This is a genomic window from Apilactobacillus pseudapinorum, assembly GCF_040369555.1.
Taxonomy (GTDB): domain Bacteria; phylum Bacillota; class Bacilli; order Lactobacillales; family Lactobacillaceae; genus Apilactobacillus.
Genome location: NZ_BAABVU010000012.1, coordinates 39,345 through 61,016 on the forward strand (window position 1 = coordinate 39,345; position 21,672 = coordinate 61,016).

25 protein-coding genes are annotated in these 21,672 nt (G+C 35.9%); 1 reads left to right on the forward strand and 24 read right to left on the reverse strand.

The window, feature by feature from the left end:
- Positions 1 to 222: 222 nt before the first annotated feature.
- The 10 genes from rlmD to ABWU86_RS01595 all read right to left on the reverse strand — a co-directional run bounded on the left by rlmD (position 223) and on the right by ABWU86_RS01595 (position 12,610).
- Complete coding sequence (gene rlmD / locus ABWU86_RS01550; RefSeq protein ID WP_353321071.1) at positions 223 to 1,590, reverse strand: 23S rRNA (uracil(1939)-C(5))-methyltransferase RlmD; 1,368 nt, start codon at positions 1,588 to 1,590, stop codon at positions 223 to 225.
- 84 nt (positions 1,591 to 1,674) lie between these two features.
- The gene (locus ABWU86_RS01555; protein WP_353321073.1) at positions 1,675 to 2,655 is read right to left on the reverse strand and encodes a diacylglycerol kinase; all 981 of its coding nucleotides are present in this window, start codon (positions 2,653 to 2,655) and stop codon (positions 1,675 to 1,677) included.
- A 19-nt stretch (positions 2,656 to 2,674) separates the two neighbouring features.
- Entirely contained in the window at positions 2,675 to 4,096 is a 1,422-nt protein-coding gene (gatB, locus tag ABWU86_RS01560) for an Asp-tRNA(Asn)/Glu-tRNA(Gln) amidotransferase subunit GatB (protein WP_353321075.1), read from the reverse strand.
- Positions 4,096 to 5,556 carry an Asp-tRNA(Asn)/Glu-tRNA(Gln) amidotransferase subunit GatA gene (gene gatA, locus ABWU86_RS01565; protein WP_353321077.1) on the reverse strand — a complete coding sequence of 487 codons (1,461 nt, stop codon included), beginning with the start codon at positions 5,554 to 5,556 and terminating at the stop codon, positions 4,096 to 4,098. The genes gatB and gatA overlap by 1 nt, the downstream gene beginning before the upstream one ends.
- Before the next feature lie 5 nt (positions 5,557 to 5,561).
- Positions 5,562 to 5,867 (reverse strand): Asp-tRNA(Asn)/Glu-tRNA(Gln) amidotransferase subunit GatC, encoded by a 306-nt coding sequence (gene gatC, locus ABWU86_RS01570; protein WP_053950302.1) that lies wholly within the window; start codon positions 5,865 to 5,867, stop codon positions 5,562 to 5,564.
- A gap of 63 nt (positions 5,868 to 5,930) precedes the next feature.
- Positions 5,931 to 7,031 (reverse strand): CamS family sex pheromone protein, encoded by a 1,101-nt coding sequence (locus ABWU86_RS01575; protein ID WP_353321080.1) that lies wholly within the window; start codon positions 7,029 to 7,031, stop codon positions 5,931 to 5,933.
- A gap of 18 nt (positions 7,032 to 7,049) precedes the next feature.
- Positions 7,050 to 9,068, reverse strand: coding sequence for an NAD-dependent DNA ligase LigA (ligA, locus tag ABWU86_RS01580; protein WP_353321082.1), 2,019 nt, complete (start codon positions 9,066 to 9,068; stop codon positions 7,050 to 7,052).
- A gap of 14 nt (positions 9,069 to 9,082) precedes the next feature.
- Entirely contained in the window at positions 9,083 to 11,341 is a 2,259-nt protein-coding gene (gene pcrA, locus ABWU86_RS01585; protein WP_353321084.1) for a DNA helicase PcrA, read from the reverse strand.
- A gap of 104 nt (positions 11,342 to 11,445) precedes the next feature.
- The gene (locus ABWU86_RS01590; protein WP_353321086.1) at positions 11,446 to 12,021 is read right to left on the reverse strand and encodes a xanthine phosphoribosyltransferase; all 576 of its coding nucleotides are present in this window, start codon (positions 12,019 to 12,021) and stop codon (positions 11,446 to 11,448) included.
- Positions 12,002 to 12,610, reverse strand: a complete 609-nt coding sequence (locus ABWU86_RS01595; RefSeq protein ID WP_353321088.1) for a glycoside hydrolase family 73 protein — start codon at positions 12,608 to 12,610, stop codon at positions 12,002 to 12,004. Before ABWU86_RS01595 ends, ABWU86_RS01590 begins: the two co-directional genes overlap by 20 nt.
- Positions 12,611 to 12,809: 199 nt before the next feature.
- Here ABWU86_RS01595 and ABWU86_RS01600 point away from each other — a divergent pair, with 199 nt between their 5' ends.
- Positions 12,810 to 13,088 (forward strand): DUF2187 domain-containing protein, encoded by a 279-nt coding sequence (locus ABWU86_RS01600; protein WP_293794319.1) that lies wholly within the window; start codon positions 12,810 to 12,812, stop codon positions 13,086 to 13,088.
- Positions 13,089 to 13,106: 18 nt separating this feature from the next.
- Here ABWU86_RS01600 and ABWU86_RS01605 read toward each other — a convergent pair whose 3' ends face one another.
- The 14 genes from ABWU86_RS01605 to ABWU86_RS01670 all read right to left on the reverse strand — a co-directional run bounded on the left by ABWU86_RS01605 (position 13,107) and on the right by ABWU86_RS01670 (position 21,659).
- Entirely contained in the window at positions 13,107 to 13,709 is a 603-nt protein-coding gene (locus ABWU86_RS01605; protein ID WP_293794321.1) for an ECF transporter S component, read from the reverse strand.
- Between the two features lie 130 nt (positions 13,710 to 13,839).
- Positions 13,840 to 14,232, reverse strand: coding sequence for a 30S ribosomal protein S9 (gene rpsI / locus ABWU86_RS01610; RefSeq protein WP_034531546.1), 393 nt, complete (start codon positions 14,230 to 14,232; stop codon positions 13,840 to 13,842).
- A gap of 13 nt (positions 14,233 to 14,245) precedes the next feature.
- Positions 14,246 to 14,689, reverse strand: a complete 444-nt coding sequence (rplM, locus tag ABWU86_RS01615) for a 50S ribosomal protein L13 (RefSeq protein WP_053950309.1) — start codon at positions 14,687 to 14,689, stop codon at positions 14,246 to 14,248.
- 121 nt (positions 14,690 to 14,810) lie between these two features.
- The gene (truA, locus tag ABWU86_RS01620; protein ID WP_053950310.1) at positions 14,811 to 15,611 is read right to left on the reverse strand and encodes a tRNA pseudouridine(38-40) synthase TruA; all 801 of its coding nucleotides are present in this window, start codon (positions 15,609 to 15,611) and stop codon (positions 14,811 to 14,813) included.
- 4 nt (positions 15,612 to 15,615) lie between these two features.
- Complete coding sequence (locus tag ABWU86_RS01625) at positions 15,616 to 16,410, reverse strand: energy-coupling factor transporter transmembrane component T family protein (RefSeq protein ID WP_293794411.1); 795 nt, start codon at positions 16,408 to 16,410, stop codon at positions 15,616 to 15,618.
- Positions 16,403 to 17,278: an energy-coupling factor transporter ATPase gene (locus tag ABWU86_RS01630; protein WP_293794409.1), complete on the reverse strand. Its 876-nt coding sequence runs from the start codon at positions 17,276 to 17,278 to the stop codon at positions 16,403 to 16,405. The genes ABWU86_RS01625 and ABWU86_RS01630 overlap by 8 nt, the downstream gene beginning before the upstream one ends.
- Positions 17,248 to 18,087: an energy-coupling factor transporter ATPase gene (locus tag ABWU86_RS01635; protein WP_293794408.1), complete on the reverse strand. Its 840-nt coding sequence runs from the start codon at positions 18,085 to 18,087 to the stop codon at positions 17,248 to 17,250. The genes ABWU86_RS01630 and ABWU86_RS01635 overlap by 31 nt, the downstream gene beginning before the upstream one ends.
- Positions 18,088 to 18,251: 164 nt before the next feature.
- Positions 18,252 to 18,635, reverse strand: coding sequence for a 50S ribosomal protein L17 (gene rplQ, locus ABWU86_RS01640; protein ID WP_034531537.1), 384 nt, complete (start codon positions 18,633 to 18,635; stop codon positions 18,252 to 18,254).
- A gap of 21 nt (positions 18,636 to 18,656) precedes the next feature.
- Complete coding sequence (locus ABWU86_RS01645) at positions 18,657 to 19,607, reverse strand: DNA-directed RNA polymerase subunit alpha (protein ID WP_053950314.1); 951 nt, start codon at positions 19,605 to 19,607, stop codon at positions 18,657 to 18,659.
- A gap of 73 nt (positions 19,608 to 19,680) precedes the next feature.
- A complete protein-coding gene (gene rpsK, locus ABWU86_RS01650; protein ID WP_053950315.1) occupies positions 19,681 to 20,070 on the reverse strand; it encodes a 30S ribosomal protein S11 in 390 nt (129 codons plus the stop codon).
- Positions 20,071 to 20,093: 23 nt separating this feature from the next.
- A complete protein-coding gene (gene rpsM, locus ABWU86_RS01655) occupies positions 20,094 to 20,459 on the reverse strand; it encodes a 30S ribosomal protein S13 (protein ID WP_053950316.1) in 366 nt (121 codons plus the stop codon).
- Positions 20,460 to 20,486: 27 nt separating this feature from the next.
- Positions 20,487 to 20,603 carry a 50S ribosomal protein L36 gene (gene rpmJ / locus ABWU86_RS01660; protein WP_053950317.1) on the reverse strand — a complete coding sequence of 39 codons (117 nt, stop codon included), beginning with the start codon at positions 20,601 to 20,603 and terminating at the stop codon, positions 20,487 to 20,489.
- A 33-nt stretch (positions 20,604 to 20,636) separates the two neighbouring features.
- Positions 20,637 to 20,855 (reverse strand): translation initiation factor IF-1, encoded by a 219-nt coding sequence (gene infA / locus ABWU86_RS01665; RefSeq protein WP_034531529.1) that lies wholly within the window; start codon positions 20,853 to 20,855, stop codon positions 20,637 to 20,639.
- 153 nt (positions 20,856 to 21,008) lie between these two features.
- Complete coding sequence (locus tag ABWU86_RS01670; RefSeq protein ID WP_148562094.1) at positions 21,009 to 21,659, reverse strand: adenylate kinase; 651 nt, start codon at positions 21,657 to 21,659, stop codon at positions 21,009 to 21,011.
- Positions 21,660 to 21,672 lie beyond the last annotated feature (13 nt).

Sequence of the window (21,672 nt, forward strand, 5' to 3'; positions counted from 1 at the left end):
TCATTCTTAAGTTACCGGAATTGTATTTTAGAATTTTTTGTATTATATAATAATTGTCTTTAACCATTTAATGTTTTAATTATTTTATGTATAAGTATTATTATATCACTGTATATTAGTATTTTATCACCATAAATACCTTTTTTAAATGAAAATATTTATACAATAATAAAAATTTTCATTTAAAAAGGACACCCTCCACAGGGTGTCCTTTTCCTTTATCTATTTCTTTTCAAATACAGTCACTGATTCGACGTGAACAGTTTGTGGGAATTGATCAACCGGTTGAACTGGTTGAGTAATTTCATAACCGTATTCTGCTAAACGACGTGCATCACGGACTAAGGTTGATGGATTACATGAAACGTAAACAATCTTCTTAGGTGCCACTTGAACTGCACTATCAATGAATGATGAAGCAAGTCCCTTACGTGGTGGGTCAACCATAATAACATCTGGTTGTAGCCCTTGTGCTTGCCATTTTTCCATTTGTTCTTCAGCACTACCCGTAACAAATCTAGTGTTATTGATGTGGTTCTTTTGGGCATTCACTTTGGCATCTTCAATCGCTTCTTTCACGATTTCAACACCGTAGACCTTTTTAGCATGTTCTGCGACTGCTAATGAAATTGTACCGATTCCACAATATGCATCGATTACAGTTTCACTACCATCTAGTTCAGCTTTATCGATGGCTAGTGAGTATAATTTTTCAGTTTGTTCTGGGTTAACTTGGTAGAAAGAGTTCAATGAAATGGCGAACTTCAATCCAAGTAACTTATCTTCAATGTACTTCTTACCATCTAAACAAACAGTACTCTTACCTAATAATCCGTTACCATCTGAAAGGTTAATATTTTGCATAATGCTCTTAACTTCAGGAAGTGCTTCTTTAATTTCCTTAACGATCATTTCAACCATTGGTAACTTCTTAGTTCTGGTAATTAAACCAATCATCATTTCTTTAGTGTAGTGACCTCTTCGAACCATGATGTTTCTAATTACACCCTTATGATTTATTTCGTCATAAGGTTCAACATGGTACTTACGAAGAATATCTCTCACAACTACAATCGCCTTATCGATTTCAGGGTCTTGAATGTAGAAATCTTCGATTGGTACTAAATCGTGTGAATGTTTGCGGTAGAAACCAGTTTCTAGTTTACCGTTAACTAAACGAACTGGAATTTGGGCTTTATTACGGTAATGAGTAGGGTTATCCATCCCAATAGTAGGTAATACTTCCACATCCATCTTCGCTTTATCAAACAATTCTTGGATTTGGTGTTGTTTGAATTCTAATTGAGCATCATATTTTAAATGTTGTAATGGTGCAATCCCAGTACGAGTGTAGTTCTTATCGATGTTTTCAACACGGTCTGCTGATTTTTCGATTAATTTTTCTAACTTAGCAAAACCAAAGTTTTGGTTCACTTTAATCACTTTGATTAATGCCTTTTCGCCTGGAAGTGTATCTTCGATAAACAAAGGATAATCTTGAATCTTGGCAACTCCAAGGCCTTGATAAGTTAGATCAATAATGTCTACTTCGTATTCTTCGTTCTTACTTACTGGTGCTTTAAATTTCATGTTTTCCCCTTTTATTAAACAAAAAAGTTTTGTTGTAATCTTCTAAAATAATCATACAACAAAACTTTTCTGTTTTAAATTCTATTATGATAATTTATCAACTTTATCGACGAATTCTTTTTCAGCCTTTTCAGCATCCCTACTGATTGACTTCTTAGGCATTTCATCAACATTAGCAAAAATTTCAATATGTTGCTTCAAGTCAATAAATGTCATTGGTGCGTCGCCACCATATTCACCATCTAAGTTAATTTGCATCTTGTCGCCGACAGGATTAGCAATTAACTTGCTGGTCTTTTTATAAATAATTCTTGGATCGTTAATGTGTCTTCCACCACTAATGACCTTCGCTAATAATTGCACGATTTCTACAATATTACTAGTTTTAACAATAATCATGGTAAATTTACCATCATCCAATTTAGCGTCTGGAACGATTTGCTCCAATCCACCGATTGAATTAGTCATTGCTAACAAGAACATTGATGCTTTTCCTTTGAATTCTCCGTCATCAAATTCCAAGTCCATATCGATTGGCTTAATTCTTGGTAGTAACTCAGCCCCACGAACTAAGTATGCAAGATAACCAAAAATGGTCTTTAAATCTGATGGAACATCATAGGTTAATTCGGTTAATAAACCACCACCTGCGATGTTCATGAAGTACTTATCGTCAGCTTGACCAATGTCCATTTTAAAAGTTTGACCTTTTAAAACAACTTTAGCCGCTGCAATTGGGTCTTCTCGTGGAATATGCAATGCTCTTGCAAAGTCATTAGTAGTCCCTGCAGGAATAATTGCCAACTTTGGGCGTTTTTCTAGTGGAGCAATCCCATTAACAATTTCGTTAATGGTACCGTCCCCTCCAGCAGCCACGATTAAATCAAATCCATCTAGAGAAGCTCGTCTTGCTTCATCTCTAGCTGAGTTAGGTTTAGGAGTAGTTGCATATGCACTAGTTTCATAACCAGCTTGTTCGAAAACGTCGAGTATATCAACCAGTTTCTGTTTTAATGCTTCGCGTCCAGATGTTGGATTGTATATTACGCGCGCTCTTTTTTGCATTTCATGAATCTCCTAGAAATTATTTATTAATGGATTCCATCAATAATTCATTAACAACTTGTGGGTTCGCTTTACCACGAGTTGCTTTCATGATTTGACCAACTAAGAAACCAACAGCACGATCCTTACCGTTATGGAAGTCTTCTACTGATTGTTGGTTGTTAGCTAAAACTTCATCAATGATTGGTTGTAATTGAGCAGGGTCTGATAATTGCACCATTCCATTTTCTTCAACGAATTTCTTAGGTTCTTTACCTTCAGTAATTCCCTTGAAGACTTTCTTAGCCATCTTAGATGAAATAGTTCCATCTTCGATTAACTTAATCATGTTAGCTAAGTTTTCTGGTGTAATTTCAGTTTCTGACAAGTCTTTTTGTTCATCATTTAGATAAGCATTAACGTTAACTTGTAGGTAGTTTGATGCCATCTTAGGATCAGCGCCCAATTCGTTCATTTGATCGAAGAAGTCAGCCATTTCCTTAGTTTGAGTTAGTACCATTGCATCGTATTCAGTTAAACCAAAATCTTTAACGTAACGAGCACGACGGCTAGCTGGCATTTCTGGCATTGATTCGTTAATTTCGTTAATCCAGTCATCTGAGATTTCCAATGATGGAAGATCTGGTTCTGGGAAGTATCTGTAATCATCTGCCCCTTCTTTAACACGCATTAGGACAGTCTTACCAGTAGTTTCGTCGTAACGTCTAGTTTCTTGTTGGATTTCTCCACCAGACATAATTACACGTTGTTGACGCTTTTCTTCGTAAGCTAAACCTTTACGAACGAAGTTAAATGAGTTCAAGTTCTTTAATTCGACTTTAGTTCCGAATTCTTTTTGACCATAAGGGCGAATTGAAACGTTAACGTCGACACGCATAGAACCTTCTTCCATCTTCACATCAGAAATACCAGTGAATAAGATGCGTTCACGAAGTGCTTCTAAGTATGCGTATGCTTCGTCAGGTGAAGCGATATCTGGCTTAGAAACAATTTCAATTAGTGGAGTTCCTTGACGGTTTAAATCAACATATGAGAATTTAGTTCCGTGAGAGTTTTTACCAGCATCTTCTTCAATATGCATTTCTTCGATTCCGATTTTCTTCTTCTTACCATCAACTTCAATTTCAATCCAACCGTCATGAGCGTCTGGAGTATCTTTTTGAGTGATTTGGTAAGCTTTAGGGTTATCAGGATAGAAGTAGTTCTTACGATCAAAATGAGGGTGTTTTTCAACTTCAGCATGTAGTGCTAAAGCAGCCATAATTCCTGATTTTACAACCCCTTTATTGGTAGTTGGTAAAACCCCAGGATAACCCCAATCGATAACGTTGGTGTTTAAGTTAGGGTCAACCCCGTATTGTACGGGAGATGGACTGAAAATTTTAGAATTTGTCTTTAATTCAACATGGACTTCAAGTCCGATTGTAGTTTCAAAGTTCATTATTTGGCTCCCCCCATCTTTGGATCTTCTTTATGAAAATCAGTGTTTTGTTCGAATGCGTATGCAGCTTGGTAAAGTGTTGCTTCATCAAATGGTTTACCAATTAATTGCATCCCAATAGGAAGTCCATTTGAGAAACCAGCAGGAACTGACATTCCTGGTAGTCCAGCCATGTTAACTGGAATAGTTAACACGTCATTCATGTACATAGTAACAGGATCTTTTTCATCATCTAATCCAAACGCAGTGGTTGGCGCAGTTGGTGTAAGAATTACATCGTAATCCTTAAAGACCTTCTTAAAGTCGTTAATAATTAAAGTACGAATTTCAGCTGCTTTCTTGAAGTATGCATCAAAGAAACCAGCAGATAGTGCGTAAGTACCAATCATAATACGACGTTTTACTTCGTCACCAAATCCTTCTGAACGACTCTTAACGTATAATTCATCCAAGTTCTTAGCTGATTCTGAACGGTATCCGTAACGAATCCCATCAAAACGTTGTAAGTTAGATGAAGCTTCTGAAGGTGCAATGATGTAATATGCAGCTACCCCATACTTGCTGTTTGGAAGAGATACTTCTTCAACAGTGGCACCCATTTCACGGTATTTGTCAGCTGCTTTCATAATGGCATCTTTAACATCTTGGTCAACACCATCACCAAAGTATTCTTTTGGTAAAGCAATCTTCATGCCTTTCACACCTTTATCGATGTTAGCAGTGAAATCAGGAACCTCTTTATCTGAACTAGTTAAATCATGTTCATCTTTTCCAGAGATTGCGTTTAATGCAGCTGCGTTATCTTTAACAGTTCTAGTCAATGGACCGATTTGGTCAAAACTAGATGCAAAGGCGATTAGTCCCCATCTAGATACACGACCATATGTAGGTTTCATCCCTACAACCCCGTTAAAAGAAGCTGGTTGTCTAATTGAACCGCCAGTATCTGATCCTAGCGCTACTAGTACGTCACCGGCAGCAACTGCAGCGGCAGCTCCACCAGATGATCCACCAGGAACCTTTTCTAAGTTCCAAGGGTTCTTAGTCTTACCATGGAATGAAGTTACAGTAGAACTACCCATTGCGAATTCATCCATGTTAGTTTTACCAATGTTGATAGTTCCAGCAGCCTTCATCTTTTCAACTGCAGTCCCGTCAATAATTGGTTTGAAGTTTGATAACATCTTTGAACCAGCAGATGTTAATACACCCTTAGTTAACATGTTATCCTTCATTGCTACTGGAATTCCAGATAAGACGTTATCTGGGTCGATACCAGCTTTATCAATTTCTTGAGCTTGTTTGATTGCATTTTCTTCGTCAAATACAACGAATGCGTTGATATCTTTATCATTTGCTTTAGCATTTTCAATCACTTGTCTTGTTAGTTCTTCAGCGGTAAATTCACCGTTAACTAGACTTTCATGAATGCTGTAAATATCTTTTCCTAAAAAGTCCATCTTAACTATTCCCCGCTTTCATCAATGATTGTAGGTGTTCTAATTAAACCGTCGGAAACGTCAGGAGCATTATCCAATAAAGCATCTCTTTGTCCCCAATTATCAGCAACATCTTCTCTCATAACGTTAATTTGATCAGTAACACTAAATGTTGGTTCGACATTGCTAGTATCAACATCATTAAAGGAATCAAAAATTCCCATGATACTACCTAATTGGTCAGTAAAGTAAGGAAGTTGTTCATCAGTTAATTCTAGCTTTGCTAATGAAGCAACGTGACTTACTGTTTCTTTACTAATTTTTTCAGACATCGTTGTTCCCTCTTTCTCTATTTTTATTTTCTTTACTATTAACAATATTTTAACACATTAATATTAATAGCTGGTAAAAACGTGTGAATAGAAATTATCCCCACCAGTCTTACGAGCTAAGAAGCTTTGAATTCCTTCAGATGAACTAATTTGTACATCGATTGGAATACTATTTGGTAAATATTTTTTGGCAGTTGTTTGCACATATTGAGTAAAACTTATAATTTCACTTTGGCCGTAGAATTGAGTAGTGATATTGATATGCATACCTCGTAGGCTACCATTAACATAGTGTGCCTGAGCAGTAACTCCACTTAAGTTAGGGAAGAATTTTTGCACTTGGTTTTTGAAGTTTTCAAAAGCATCTTCATCATTAGTATTGACTTCGCTACTAGTTTCATCCGGTAGGACGTAGTTTTTAATATCTAATGACTTCCAGTTATCAACATTGGTTGAACCAGCTTTGTTAACTGAGTATGCGAAGAAGTTACCACCAACTAGACTATCGTTTGAAGCTTGCTTGTATAATGCGATTACGATTGGGATATTCTTTAAGTCTTTCTTTTGTCTTAGACGTTGTAATACCTTATCAGCAATTGCTTTCCCTTGTTTAACAATTTCTTTGTCATCCAAAGTCTTTTGGTAAACAGCACCGTATGCTTCTTTACGGTAGTAGTATACGGAGTTGATTCCTAAACCAATAGTCATCCCTTTAATCTTAAGATCACCATGGCTTTGTTCCATGAAGTCTTGTTCATCCATTTGTTGTAGATATAAAGGAACTTCAGTATCTTTACCAGATGGGTTTAAACCTTCTGGGTTACTCTTACTCTTACGGTCCAACCAATTTTCAGCAGTGTTAGTGTCGATGTATTGGCCTTCTTGTAGGATGTAAGTATCTGTTGGGAATTGATCCTTTGAAATACTCAATAAACCATTTTCAAAACCTTTAAGGTTAAGTTGATTGTCATTTTGTTGAACTGAAACCCCACGTGATTTACTGGTTAAGTAATGACCATTTTTAATAACCCCTTGGTAGTAGTTACTACTGGTTTGAGAAATAACTTGAGTTCCAGATGAACTGCTACTACTATCATCATTTCCACAGGCAACTAAGATAATTGCACTGAAAAATGCGATAAATAAAACGCTTAATTTTTTCAATTTGCTTGCCTCCACAAATTATTCAGTTTCATTAACAACTGAACTAAATTCTTCTTCTGTCCATATTTCAATTCCTAGATTTTGTGCCTTTTCTAACTTACTTCCAGCATCTTCTCCAGCAATTAAAACATCTGTCTTCTTAGAAACGCTACCGGTAACTTTAGCACCATGATTTTCTAACCATTCAGTGGCCTTTGGACGTGTCCAAACTGATAATTTACCGGTTAAAACCACAGTCTTATCATTAACCGGTGAGTCGGATAAGTCAACGTTATCTAACCTTGCACCAAGATATTGCATATTAACGCCAACCGCTTTGAATTCTTCAATTAACGCTTTGGCTTCGGGATTGTTGAAGTAAGTAACAATACTATCAGCAATTGTTTCACCCATTCCATCAATTGCTGCAATATCTTCAGAACTAGCCTCGATTAGATGATCTAAATCACCAAATTGTTCTGCAATAATGCGGGCTGCTTTGGCACCAACGTGTCTGATTCCTAAACCAAACAACAGTCTTTCGACTGAATTACTACGACTATTATCAATCGCAGATAATAAGTTGGTAGCTGATTTAGTCCCGAACTTATCTAACGTTTCTAGTTCCGCTTGCGTTAGTTTATATAAACTAGCCGCATCGTCTAACATATCTCTATCGAATAATTGTTGGACAATGCGAGGGCCTAGTCCATCGATATTCATCGCATTTCTGGATGCAAAGTGATTAATTTGTTCACTTAGTTGAGCAGGACATTTGGGATTGATACATCTTAATGCTACTTCTTCATCTAAATGAACTAACTTATCGCCACATGATGGACAGGTAGTTGGGATTACATATTCCTCACTGTCACTTGGGCGTTTGCTTGGAATGTATTCAGAAATTTCTGGAATGATATCCCCTGCCTTATGAAGTTTAACAGTGTCACCAATTCTGACTCCCTTTTCGTTTAAGTAGTCAGGATTATGAAGTGATGCTTTAGAAACCTTAGTCCCTGCTAGTTGCACTTCGTTCATGACGGCGGTAGGAGTTACCACCCCGGTTCTACCGACAGTCCATTCAATATCGATTAACTTAGTTTCCACTTCTTCAGGTGGGAACTTATATGCGATTGCCCATTTTGGCACTTTCACTGTTGTTCCGATTTCTTCTTGAAGTGCTAAATCATTTTCCTTGATTACAATTCCATCAATTCCATAACTCAATTCATCACGACGTTGTGTGTAATATTGAATATAGTCGTTAACGTCATCCATGTTTTCGATTACTCGATAAGTCGGATTGATTGTAAATCCAAGGTCTTTTAATTCTTCCAATAAACCATCTTGAGTGGTGGCTTCTAGATCATTGTAATCTGCAACGTTGTACATAAATGTACTTAGTTTTCTTTCCGCTGTCACTTTAGAATCTAATTGTCTTAGACTTCCAGCTGCAGCGTTTCTAGGATTAGCAAAAACTGATTCTCCGTTTTTTTCACGTTGATCGTTTAGTTTTACAAATGAAGCTTTCGGCATGTAGCATTCACCTCTAACTTCGATTGTGACTGGACGAGTTAGTTTTTGTGGAATTGATTCAATCGTCTTTAAATTAGTGGTGATATCTTCACCGATTGTCCCATTTCCACGGGTTGAACCTTGTACTAAGATTCCACCTTCATAACGAAGAGAAATTGCTAAACCATCAATTTTTAATTCACAATTGTATTGCTTAATTTGTGGATAATTATTATTTAAGCGATTGATAAAATCACTTAATTCTTCTTCAGAGAAGACATCCCCTAGCGATAACATTGGAATATCATGGTTTACTTTATTAAAACCAGATAAGATTTGTCCCCCAACGTTTTGGGTTGGTGAATCTTCTGCGATAAGTTCTGGATGAGCTTCCTCAATTTCTTGTAATCGGCGGTAGTTTTGATCATAAACATTATCTTCAACGCTTGGTTTATCGTTTTGATAATATTCGATACTCCACTGCTTAATTTGATCTTTTAACTGATTATATTCAGTTTGAATATCTGTGTTTTGTTCGGCCAATTAACTCACCTCGATTAAACTTTTTTGATTGGTGCAAATGCAGCTAATAATCTCTTCAATCCTTTATCTGGGAATGCAATATCTAATTCCATGTCTTCACCAGCACCATTAACCTTAACCACTGTACCAGTACCCCACGCCTTGTGTTCAACCTTATCACCAATTGTCCATTCTTTCTTATCAGCACCAGTTCCTTGTGGCTTAGCAACACTGCTAGTTGTTGGATGGTATGCCTTTTGAGTGGCGAATTGACGATTTCTTTGTGTACGATTGTTATCAAATGGTGTCTTCAATGCATTAGCTTGAGAGAAGTCATTTGCTGGTGCAATTAATTCAGTTGAAATTTCATCAATGAAACGAGATTCTGGATTAGTTTGACGACGTCCATAAAGCATTCTTGAAAATGCATTAGTAATAAATAGTTTTTCTTGTGCACGGGTAATTCCCACGTATGCTAAACGACGTTCTTCTTCTAATTCTTTTTCATTATCAGATGCGCGACCTAATGGGAAGATTCCTTCTTCCATCCCCATTAAGAAGACTACTGGGAATTCTAGTCCTTTGGCGGCATGTAATGTCATCAATGTTACTTGTGGTGAATTTTCTTCGACATCATCTTGAGCAGAAACTAATGCTAAGTCAGCAAGAAAATCAGTTAATGGTTCGTTTTCATCATCACTATCTTCTTGAGCACGGTTAGTGTCGAATTGTTGAGTAACGGAAATAAATTCTTCGATATTTTCAATTCTAGCTTTGTTTTCTAAAGATTCAGTCTTCTTTAATTCAGCTAAGTAGCCAGTATCATCTAAAACGTGTTGGGCGATATCAGTTACTTCACCATCAACAGCTACTTTTTGAATCTTAGACATGACATGCCCAAAATCAGCAATCGCATTTCTAGCACGACTGGATAGTGTGTTGTTAATGTCGATATTTTGAGCTGCTTCTAACATTGACCAGCCATTTTCTTGAGCGAATTCACGAAGTTTTTCAACACTTGAAGCACCAATTCCACGTTTAGGTTCATTGATGATTCTTTCTAAACTTAATGAATCACTTGGGTTTGCAACCAATGTTAGGTAAGCTAAGATATCTTGAATTTCCTTACGATCGTAGAACTTGTGTCCTCCGACAATTGTGTATGGAATATTTGATTTTAGAAGCGTTTCTTCAATGATACGAGATTGTGCGTTAGTTCTGTATAGAATTGCAAAATCACCGTATGAGTATTGATGTTCTTTGATTTGGTCTTGAATTTGACCAACCACATATCTGGCTTCATCAATTTCACTTTGACCACGGTAATAAGAAATTTTGTCCCCTTCCTTATTTTCGGTCCAAAGTTTCTTTGCTTTTCTAGCAATATTATTTTCAATAACGTCATTGGCAGCACTTAAAATATTTTTAGTAGAACGATAATTTTGTTCCAATAAAGTAGTGTGTGAGTCTGGATAATCATCTTGAAAATTCAAAATGTTATTCATGTTGGCACCACGCCAACCATAAATACTTTGATCAGAATCCCCAACTACACAGATGTTGCGGTATTTTTCCGCTAACATGGTAACTAGTTTGTATTGTGCTTCGTTAGTATCTTGGTATTCATCAACGTGAATATATTTAAATTTGTTTTGGTAGTATTCCAAAGTTTCTTTTGATTGTTCAAACAATTGAATTGTTAACATAATCAAATCATCAAAGTCTAATGCTTGGTTCCCGTGTAGACGGTCTTGGTATTCTGCATAAACTTTGGCTACAATTTCTTCAAATGGACTGTTGTGATCAATTGATTCACTGTATGAAATTGGATCTTTCAAATCATTTTTCGCATTTGAGATTGCAGATAAAATTGATCTAGGATCATTTTTCTTAGGGTCGATATCAAAATCTTTTAAAATTCTTTTTACTAAAGTTCTTTGTTCACTACTACCGGCAATGGTAAACGCTTTGTTAAAACCAATCTTGTCGATATGTCTTCTTAAAATTCTGACACATAGTGAATGGAATGTTGAAATCCAAACATCATTACCACCAAATTCTAGTAATTTACCGACACGTTCATTCATTTCACGTGCAGCTTTGTTGGTAAATGTAATCGCTAAAATGTTCCATGGTAGTACTTGTTTTTCTTCGATTAAATAAGCAATACGGTGAGTTAACACTCTGGTTTTCCCACTACCAGCACCGGCCATTATTAATAGAGGACCTTCGGTACATAATACTGCTTCTTTTTGTTTATCATTCATTCCTGAAACTAAATCATTTACTGGCACAAAAAACACAATCCTCTCAATTTATATATAGTTTAATTATATCATAGCTGGCCGTATTTTCATTTACGTCCAAATAAAAAAATCGGCAATAATTGCCGATTTTATTAATCATTTACGAAAGTAACTTTACCGTCTTCTAATGACTTAATTTCTGCTAGTGATTCTAAGTGAATTCCACTTTCAGCGATTAAATCATGACCCTTTTGGTAAGTCTTTTCGATTACAATTCCAATTCCATTCACATCTACATTAGCTTGTTTAGCAATATCTAGTAAACCTTGGACGGCTTGACCATTAGCTAAAAAGTCATCGATGATTAATAAATTGTCATTTTCTTTGATAAATCTTTTATCGATACTAATTTTGTTACTAGTTTGCTTAGTGTATGAGAACACTTCACTAGTATATACGTCATCAGTAAGGGTTAGACTTTTATGTTTTCTAGCAAATACGACTGGGACATCCATGTATAGACCCGCCATTACAGCTGGCGCAATTCCGGAAGATTCAACAGTCACAATTCTAGTGATGTTATCGTTGGCAAAAAGTTTCGCAAATTCCTTACCCATTTCTGCCATTAATTTTGGATCTACTTGATGATTTAGGAAAGTATCAACTTTTAATACATCCCCCGGTAATACGCGACCAACTTCTCTAATTTTATCTTCCAGTAGTTTCATTTGAACTTCCTCCAGTTGTATTAGTTTGCTTGTCATATTGATATAATTTATATTTCTTGATAATTTCAATGATTTTACTTGTATAAGTTGGATCGGTAGCATAGCCGTCAGCTTGTAAGCCTTTAGCAGCAGCTACATAGTTATCGGAATCTAAGACATCTTTGTATTGATTATGGTTCCAATCGGTTCCATTTACCAATAATAAGGCGTGACTTTCCACTGATTCTGACCAACTATCATAAACTCGAAAGCGACCTGTAATCGTGATAAATTCACCATTTACAAACTCTTGAGTAGATAAATTAACCGATGGAACATCGCCAGTTGCTTTCACCCCATATAAATTATTATATTGGCTGGAAAGTTGACTAGTCCCCCAGTTGGATTCAAGGATTGCTTGCGCTAAACTTATACTAACTAAAATATTATATCGTCTTTGCACATCGTTAGCTGCGGGTAATAAAGCATTGATGAATTCTCGTTGCTTTTTCACCACATTCCGTTGTGAATATGAATCATAAGTGTAAATATAATTGAATACCTTTAGTCCACCGGCAAATAGCAAGACAGCGATTATTAGAATGAACATGAGGCATCCAAAATTAGACCTATTTTTTCTTCGACGACGTCGGTATCTTCTTTTACTCACAATATCGCTCCTTATATTATGTAATATTCTAAACTATCTCCTCTGAAAAATAAAATTAAATTTTAATATTAAACATGTTTGTTTGACAAATAACTTATTTTTCTGTAATTTTAAGATATAAGATTGGAGATGTATGCTTTTGGTAAAAGACAAATTAACTAGCAATGACAAATCACCTTTTGATGTTGGTGATCAAGTTTCATTTATGCTAGAAAAGAAAAAGTTCCAAGGAATTATTGAAAAAGGATACAATAACTCATACATGATTAGTTTCCAAACAACTGATCCTGCATTAGAGGATAAGTACCACGGTAAGATTGTTATTAACAATAAAAACATTACCATGGTTAAAGAAGGTCCTCATAACTCAAAAGGCAAAGAAAAAGACACCGAAGACACTGAAGAATCTGAAGACTAATAAAAAAAGCGTTAACGATTATTTAATCGTTGACGCTTTTTTCTTTAATTTTAATAATGAAGATCCAATAATTGGCACTAATGAAGCTGATAGCGCAGCTTCAATTAATCCATTAGTGGCTGCCACAAAAATTAGATATGGTAATAATTCTTTCACATCTATGTGGTATAGCGCAAAGGCATGACCTCTATAGAATAGATAGATTAAAGTTAATAATACAATTGTATTGACTAGTGAACTGAAGAAACCAGTCGCAGCTAGTAATAATCTACTTCTCTTTTCAGGGTCATAAAAATGATTAAAGATTAATCCAGCAACCAACCCTACTAATATTCTTGGAAAAATGGATACTAGTGGGTTTGTAAATACATAGATGGCAATCGGACTGGTAGGCCACCAAAACGCTCTTAAAAACGTAATTAATCCCCAAATTCCACCTACTAGTGCACCAGACTTAGTTCCTAACATAACAGCAGACAATGCAATTGTAATTGGAATAATGGTCACGTTAAGTGGTCCCACTGGAATATTCCCCAATCCTGGAATACTTGTTTGTACAATGATGATTGCGATAAAAATGGACAGGATATTCATTCGATATACTTTATTTCTAATCGTCATCATCTCCTTTTTCTTTATAAACTAAATAACAATTAACTATTAAACACTATTTTAAATCATAAGTCCAATTCATGAATAAAAAAAGAACTTCCACAAGGGAAGTTCTTTGAAACATAAAGATAAGTGTATCTTAACGTTTTGAGAATTGACCAGCTTTACGAGCTTTCTTAAGACCTGGTTTCTTACGTTCTTTCATACGAGCGTCACGAGTTAATAAACCGGCACTCTTTAATGAAGCACGGAAGTCAGGATCTACTTCTAGCAATGCACGAGCGATTCCGTGACGAGCTGCACCAGCTTGTCCTGAGAAACCACCACCGTTAACATTGATTAAAGCATCGTAGTTACCTGATGTTTCAGTAACATTGAATGGTTGCATTACCACTGCTCTTAAGTTAGGGAATGGAATGTAATCTTCAATATCTTTCTTGTTCATAACAACTTTACCAGTACCGGGTACTAAAATTACTCGGGCTACTGAGTCTTTACGACGGCCTGTGCCGCGATATTGTACTTGAGCCAATTAAGTTTCCTCCTTAAATTAGGTTACTAATGTCTAATACTTCAGGGTTTTGAGCTTCGTGAGCATGGTTAGCATCAGCGTATACGTGTAAGTGTAATAATTGCTTGTGAGCTAAAGTTCCACTTGGTAGCATACCTTTAACTGATGTTTCTACTAACTTGTCTGGAGTATCATTTAACATTTGACCAGCAGTTTTTTGTTTTAGACCACCTAAATAACCTGTGTGGTGGGAGTATAGCTTATCGCTAGCTTTACGACCTGTTAATGCAACTTTTGAAGCATTAATAACAATAACGTTATCGCCAGTATCTACATGAGGTGTAAATGTTGGCTTGTTTTTTCCTCGTAAAATAGAAGCAACGACAGTTGATAGACGACCTAAACTGATATCAGTTGCGTCAATGATGTACCACTTGCGTTCTACTTCACCTGGTTTTGCCATATATGTTGTACGCACTTTAATCTTCCTCCATGTTTCTGTGTTTGTTCGACACCAATATAAGTTTCCGGGGCTTATTGTGGGGCAAACAATACCATGCTCAATATTACAATCTTTTAATTATAAAGTCAACCTTAAATCATCTTTGATGATGAGGTAATTTGGTTGGATGTTGTGGGTCTTCGCCTTCATAGTATACATGCTTTAGATAAAGCCCGCTAGCAGGTACTGTTCTTCTTGCTTGGGTTCTGTCTTTAATTTCATATAGTCTTAAAATATCATGGACATCCCTTGATCCAGAACCAATTTCAACTAGGACACCGACCATGATTCTAACCATATTATATAAGAAACCATTCCCGTAGAATTCAAAAATTAATTCGTTTTCTTTTTCATCGATTTCACATTTTGCTTCATAAATAGTTCTGACGTTGGTTCTAGCTGAAGAACCAGAGGCAACAAAACTTGTAAAATCATGTTCACCGATTAAATCTTGTAAAGCAATGTTGATTTTATCGATATCAACAGGGAATCGCCATTGCGCAGTATATCTACGTTTAAATGGGTTTCTAAATTCTCCCATGTCCATCCGATACATATATCTTTTTCCTGATACATCATAACGAGCATGAAAATCGGGAGCTACTTTTTCGACCTTCTTAATTTGAACATCTAATGGCAACATACTATTTAACCCTTTAAGCATGTTAGCTTCTGGTAAATCGTACGGAAAGTCAAAATGAGCCACTTGGCCTAATGCATGTACTCCTGCATCAGTTCTACCGGACCCATAGACAGTAATTGCTGGATCCGGATTTTTGGCCATTTTATTAATGATTTTAGTTAATATTCCTTCAATGGTTCTTTTCTTAGGTTGGCGTTGAAATCCATAAAAATCAGTTCCATCATAGGCTAATGTTATTTTATAACGATATGCCATTTACTTAACTCCTATACATAAATGTAACGATTGTGATAATCACAATTAATGATATAAAGCTATAGTCTTTTGTCTGCCACTTATAACTATGGTAGTGAGATCTTAGCTTTCCAGTTTGGTATCCACGTGCTTCCATGGCCACACTTAAATCATCAGCATGTTTAAATGCACTAACGAAAAGTGGTATTAGTAGCGGAACAAAGGCCTTGGCTCTTTTTATTAGTCCCCCATCACCAAAGTCGACACCACGAGATCTTTGTGCATCCATGATTAATTTAGTTTCGTCAGTTAATGTCGGCACAAACCTTAGTGCGATTGAAATCATCAATGAAAATGTTTCGACTGGGAATTTAAATCGCTTAAGGGGTTTTAATAACATACTAATGCCATGTGAAATTTCCAATGGAGATGTCGTTAATGTTAAAACTGTCGACATTGCGATAATCAACATAAAACGAATGAACAATAGAATCGCATTAAAAATCCCAAATGAAGTGATTCTAATAATGCCTAGTGAATAATAGACATGCCCACCAGCACTAAAAAACACCTGAATTAAGACGGTAAATATAATCACCCATAAGAGTGGCATAATCCCCTTTAAAAAGAAGGATAATGAACATTTTGATAATATAACAAAGACAACAACGGTTGCTGCTAATAATAGATATGTCGCAACGTTATTCGCGAAGAAAACAACGAAAATATAAATAAAACATAGCAGGATTTTAGCTGCGGGGTTTAGTTTATGAATTATTGAATTTCCTGGAAGGTATCTTCCAAATATAAAATTATTCATTCTTTCCTTCATTCCTTAATTTATTGATGATTTCGTTTATTAACTCGTCTTCATCTAAAGATAGCTTATCTAATGTGAACCCTTTGGCTTCCAGTTGTTTGGTAATCTTAACTGTTTCAGGAACTCTTAAATCATATTGGTCTAAGAATTCAACGTCAGTAAATAGTTCATCTGGGTAGCATTTTTTGACGATTTCACCTTCACTCATTACGATTACTCGCTCTGAGTATTTAGCAACATCATCCATTTGATGACTAACCAAAATAATGGTCATGTTATCTTCACGATTTAATCTTTTGATTAAGTCTAAAATGTATTCTTGTCCTTGTAAGTCCAATCCTGCTGTTGGTTCATCTAGCACTAAAATTTCGGGTTCCATTGCTAATACCCCTGCGATAGCGACCCTTCTCTTTTGACCGCCAGATAAATCAAATGGCGATTTATCTAATAGCTTTGAATCCAATCTAACTGTATCAACGGCTTTTTGAACTCGTTGTTCTAATTCATCACCTTCGATACCAAAGTTACTAGGACCAAAAGCAATATCTTCTTTTACGGTTTCGGCAAATAATTGTTGCTCTGGAAATTGGAAAACCATTCCGACCTTTTGTCTTAACGGCTTCAAATGTTTGTTGTTAGTTTTGTTATCAATTTTAAAATCATCGACTCTAACACTACCGTTAGTGGGCTTTAAAAGCGCATTAATATGTTTGATTAATGTCGATTTTCCACTTCCCGTTTTACCAATAATTGAAACAAAACTGCCTTTTTTAATCTTCAAAGAGACATCTTTTAACGCATGATATTCTAGTGGTGTATTCGGTTGGTATATATGACTTACATTTTTGAATGATATTGCGTTATCCATTCGATAATCTCCTCATCATTTAAATAATTATCTGGGACATTAAATCCACTGTCAGCTAGTTTTAATCGTAGCTTTTCTGAGAATGGTAATCTTAGTCCATATTCTTCGACATTCGCTAATTGAGTGAATAACTCACTAGGCGTAGTATCCAAAATCTTTTGACCGTCTTTAATTAAGATAGTACGATTAGATTCTTGAATTTCATTAATGTCATGGGTAATTGATATGATAGTTAAATTATACTTGTTTCTAACCTCATTAATCAAATTTGTGATTAATAGTTTTGCTTTTGGATCTAGCATACTAGTTGCTTCATCCAAAATAATAATCTTAGGTTGCATGGCTAATACCCCTGCAATTGCGACTCTTTGTTTCTGTCCCCCAGAAAGTCTGGATGGATCATTCTTAGCATATTCAAGCATATCAACATCTTTAAGCGCTTGATATACCTTTTCGTGCATTATGTCTTGATCTAAATTATGGTTTTCTAATCCAAATGCGATATCGTCTTCAACAGTTGATGCGACGAATTGATTACTTGGATTTTGAAAAACAATCCCAATTTTGTCACGAATGCCATATACATTAGTAGTACTTAAAGTATCTCCATCAATGATGATTTCACCACTGCTTTTTTCAATTAAGCCATCTAATAAGCTAATTAAGGTAGATTTACCACTACCGTTTTTTCCGATAATGGATACCCATTCCCCTTTTTTAATAGTCATTGAAAAATCATTAACAGCAAATTTATCTGATTCATCGTATTTATATTTTAAATTAGATACTTCAATAATGTTTTGAGACATTCATGTCACCTCATTTAAATTTATGTATAAAAAAATCACTAATAGGCTATTAGTGCGAAGCAAAGCTCCATTCAAGCTAGACTTGGGGCTTGCCCATCATCATAACGCTTTATACTAATAGCCCTAGTGATTTGTTGTTACTATTTAATTATGTTTACGATTAATTAGTCAACTAATTGTAAAATAACCATTGATGCACCATCACCACGACGAGGCATAGTCTTTAGAATACGAGTGTAACCACCGTTACGTTCTGCATACTTAGGAGCAATTTCATCAAATAGCTTTTGTAATGCAGTAGTAACAGTTACGTCATCACCATCTTCTTTAGCATCAGCAACTACGTTTTGTAAGAAAGCAGCAGCTTGACGACGAGCATGAAGATCTCCACGCTTACCAAGAGTAATCATCTTTTCAGCAGTTGAGCGTACTTCTTTAGCACGAGCTTCAGTGGTCTTAATTTCACCGTTTACTAATAAGTCAGTAGTTAGGTTACGTAGTAATGAACGACGGTGTGCACTAGTACGTTGTAATTTACGGTAACTCATAAATGGATGTCCTCCTTTATACTAATCTTCTTTACGTAATGACAATCCAAGGGCTTCTAACTTATGTTTTACTTCAACAAGAGACTTACGTCCTAAGTTTCTAACCTTCATCATGTCAGCTTCACTTTTGTTGGTTAATTCTTGAACTGTGTTGATACCAGCACGTTTCAAACAATTGTATGAACGAACAGATAAGTCCAATTCTTCAATTGTCATTTCTAGCATTTTTTCTTTATGTGTTTCTTCCTTTTCCACCATAACTTCAGTGTTCTTGGCTTCATCAGTAAGATCAATAAACATAGCTAGGTGATCATTTAGGATCTTAGCAGCTAAACTAATTGCTTCACTTGGAGTGATAGAACCATCAGTCCAAACGTCAAGAGTTAGTTTATCAAAGTCAGATCTTTGACCAACACGCGCATTTTCAACTTGATAATTAACACGTTCGATTGGGGTATAAATGGAATCAACTGGTAAGACACCGATTGGCATTCCATCATTACGAGCCTTATTCTCATCCGCAGAAACGTATCCGCGACCCTTATTTGCAGTCATTCTCATATGGAATGTAGAACCTTCAGCAACTGTAGCAATGTGTAGATCTGGATTTAGAACTGTCACATCACCGTCAGCTTGAATGTCACCAGCAGTTACTTGAGCTGGACCTGTAACGTTGATTTCCATTTCTTTGTCTTCGCCATCTTCGGCTTCCAACTTCAATGAAATCTTTTTAACATTTAAAATGATTTGAGTTACATCTTCTACAACACCAGGTACTGTAGAAAATTCATGTAATACATCATCGATTTGAATGCTAGTTACGGCTGCACCAGGTAAAGATGAAAGTAAAATTCTACGCAACGAGTTTCCAAGAGTTGTTCCGTATCCACGTTCTAGTGGTTCAACAACAACTTCTCCATAATTATCAGTTTCATCAATCTTATGAATATTAGGTTTTTCAAATTCAATCATTCTTATCTTCTACCCCTTTCAAAACGCTCTGAGTTAATAATTAATTATTTCTCCATACAGAGACGAGAATAAATTAAACTCTACGACGCTTTGGAGGACGAGATCCATTATGTGGAACTGGAGTAACATCACGAATAGCAGCAACTTCTAAACCAGTTGATTGAAGTGCACGGATAGCTGATTCACGACCTGAACCAGGACCTTTAACAGCAACTTCAACAGTCTTCATACCATGTTCCATAGCTGTCTTAGCAGCGGCTTCTGAAGCCATTTGAGCAGCAAATGGAGTTGATTTACGACTTCCACGGAATCCTAAAGCACCAGCAGATGACCAAGCAATAGCATTACCTTGCATATCGGTAATCATAACTAATGTGTTATTAAAAGTAGAGTGAATGTGAGCAACACCGGCTTCGATGTTCTTCTTTACTCTACGTTTACGAGAACCTTTCTTTTGAACCATGATTTACTAACCTCCTTTATTTATTATTTTTTCTTACCAGCGATAGTTACTTTTTTACCCTTACGAGTACGGGCGTTGTTCTTTGTGTGTTGACCTCTAACAGGTAAACCACGACGGTGACGCATTCCACGGTAAGAACCAATTTCTTGAAGCTTCTTGATATTCATTCTTACTTCACGACGTAAGTCACCTTCAATTTTGTAATTGTCAACAACTGCACGAATCTTATCTTCTTGGTCTGGAGTTAAATCGCGAACACGAACATCTTCTGAAACGCCAGCCTTTTCAAGAATTTCTGCAGCTCTACTTTGACCAATTCCAAAGATGCTAGTTAGACCAATAACGATACGTTTATCACGTGGTAAATCAATTCCGGCGATACGAGCCATTCAAACACACCTCCTGTTTTATTAAAATTACTTGCCTTGTCTTTGTTTATGTTTTGGATTTGAACAAATGACCATAACACGGCCTTTTCTTCTAATTATTTTACAATTTTCACACATTGGTTTTACTGATGGACGAACCTTCATTATATAACCCTCCTATACTTCAAGACAGTATCCTTACTTATAACGGTAAGTAATACGTCCCTTGCTTAAATCATATGGTGACATTTCAACAGTGACACGGTCACCAGGCAAGATACGAATGTAATGCATTCTGATCTTTCCGGATACGTGAGCTAAGATTTCGTGACCATTTTCTAGTTCAACACGAAACATAGCATTTGGTAAAGTTTCACTAACTTTACCTTCAATTTCAATAACATTATCTTTAGACAAAGAATTTCCTCCTCGAAAAATACGATTCTACACGGTTAGCCATATGCCAAGATATCAAGACAAAAGCCCGTTGTATAGCAATCGCAAATACACATGGGTTAGTTTATCACACAAATATACTTACGGCAACAATACCAGTCATCTCAACGATTTCTAGAATTGTTTAAGTATTTTGTCAATGTCCTTAGTAACATCATTAATATCTTGACTACCATCTACAGTAAATAGTAAATCACGTTGTTTGTAAAAATCGATTAATGGTGTATTCATTTCGATATTTACATCTAAACGGTTCTTAACTGTTTCAGGCTTGTCATCACTACGTTGATAAAATTCATGGCCACCACAAATATCACAAGTATCTTCAACTTTAGGCATTTTGTAAAGTTTGTGGTAAGTAGCACCACAGTTCTTACAAATAAATCTACCTGATAGTCGATCAACAAGAACTTTAGGGTCAACGTCAATATTTATAACAGCATCCAATGGTCGATCAAGCTCTTCACAAATTTCTTGTAAAGCATTTGCTTGTTCGATAGTTCTAGGAAAACCGTCTAACATATAGCCTTTTTTAGTATCATCTTGTGCAAGACGATCTTTAACAATTCCACATGTTACATCATCAGGAACTAAATTCCCTTTATCAATATATTGTTTTGCCTTTAATCCCATTTCAGTTTGGTCTTTTATAGCAGCACGAAAGATATCTCCAGTAGAGATATGTGGAATTCCATAATTTTCAATAATGGATTCTGCTTGTGTACCTTTACCAGCTCCAGGAAGCCCCATTAAGATTAAGTTCATTGACATTTTTAAT

What these genes read in the sequence shown, in the direction of transcription:
- gatB (WP_353321075.1), bottom strand. Translation starts at nt 4,096, where the DNA reads ATGAACTTTGAAACTACAATCGGACTTGAAGTCCATGTTGAATTAAAG.
- rpsM (WP_053950316.1), bottom strand. Translation starts at nt 20,459, where the DNA reads ATGGCTCGTATCGCCGGAATTGATTTACCACGTGATAAACGTATCGTT.
- ABWU86_RS01555 (WP_353321073.1), bottom strand. Translation starts at nt 2,655, where the DNA reads ATGCAAAAAAGAGCGCGCGTAATATACAATCCAACATCTGGACGCGAA.
- ABWU86_RS01670 (WP_148562094.1), bottom strand. Translation starts at nt 21,659, where the DNA reads ATGAACTTAATCTTAATGGGGCTTCCTGGAGCTGGTAAAGGTACACAA.
- rpsK (WP_053950315.1), bottom strand. Translation starts at nt 20,070, where the DNA reads ATGGTTCAAAAGAAAGGTTCTCGTAAACGTAGAGTAAAGAAGAACATC.
- ABWU86_RS01625 (WP_293794411.1), bottom strand. Translation starts at nt 16,410, where the DNA reads ATGAATAATTTTATATTTGGAAGATACCTTCCAGGAAATTCAATAATT.
- ABWU86_RS01645 (WP_053950314.1), bottom strand. Translation starts at nt 19,607, where the DNA reads ATGATTGAATTTGAAAAACCTAATATTCATAAGATTGATGAAACTGAT.
- ABWU86_RS01630 (WP_293794409.1), bottom strand. Translation starts at nt 17,278, where the DNA reads ATGGATAACGCAATATCATTCAAAAATGTAAGTCATATATACCAACCG.
- rplQ (WP_034531537.1), bottom strand. Translation starts at nt 18,635, where the DNA reads ATGAGTTACCGTAAATTACAACGTACTAGTGCACACCGTCGTTCATTA.
- gatC (WP_053950302.1), bottom strand. Translation starts at nt 5,867, where the DNA reads ATGTCTGAAAAAATTAGTAAAGAAACAGTAAGTCACGTTGCTTCATTA.
- rpmJ (WP_053950317.1), bottom strand. Translation starts at nt 20,603, where the DNA reads ATGAAGGTTCGTCCATCAGTAAAACCAATGTGTGAAAATTGTAAAATA.
- ABWU86_RS01590 (WP_353321086.1), bottom strand. Translation starts at nt 12,021, where the DNA reads ATGAAACTACTGGAAGATAAAATTAGAGAAGTTGGTCGCGTATTACCG.
- truA (WP_053950310.1), bottom strand. Translation starts at nt 15,611, where the DNA reads ATGGCATATCGTTATAAAATAACATTAGCCTATGATGGAACTGATTTT.
- gatA (WP_353321077.1), bottom strand. Translation starts at nt 5,556, where the DNA reads ATGGACTTTTTAGGAAAAGATATTTACAGCATTCATGAAAGTCTAGTT.
- ABWU86_RS01595 (WP_353321088.1), bottom strand. Translation starts at nt 12,610, where the DNA reads ATGTTCATTCTAATAATCGCTGTCTTGCTATTTGCCGGTGGACTAAAG.
- rlmD (WP_353321071.1), bottom strand. Translation starts at nt 1,590, where the DNA reads ATGAAATTTAAAGCACCAGTAAGTAAGAACGAAGAATACGAAGTAGAC.
- ABWU86_RS01605 (WP_293794321.1), bottom strand. Translation starts at nt 13,709, where the DNA reads ATGACGATTAGAAATAAAGTATATCGAATGAATATCCTGTCCATTTTT.
- ABWU86_RS01635 (WP_293794408.1), bottom strand. Translation starts at nt 18,087, where the DNA reads ATGTCTCAAAACATTATTGAAGTATCTAATTTAAAATATAAATACGAT.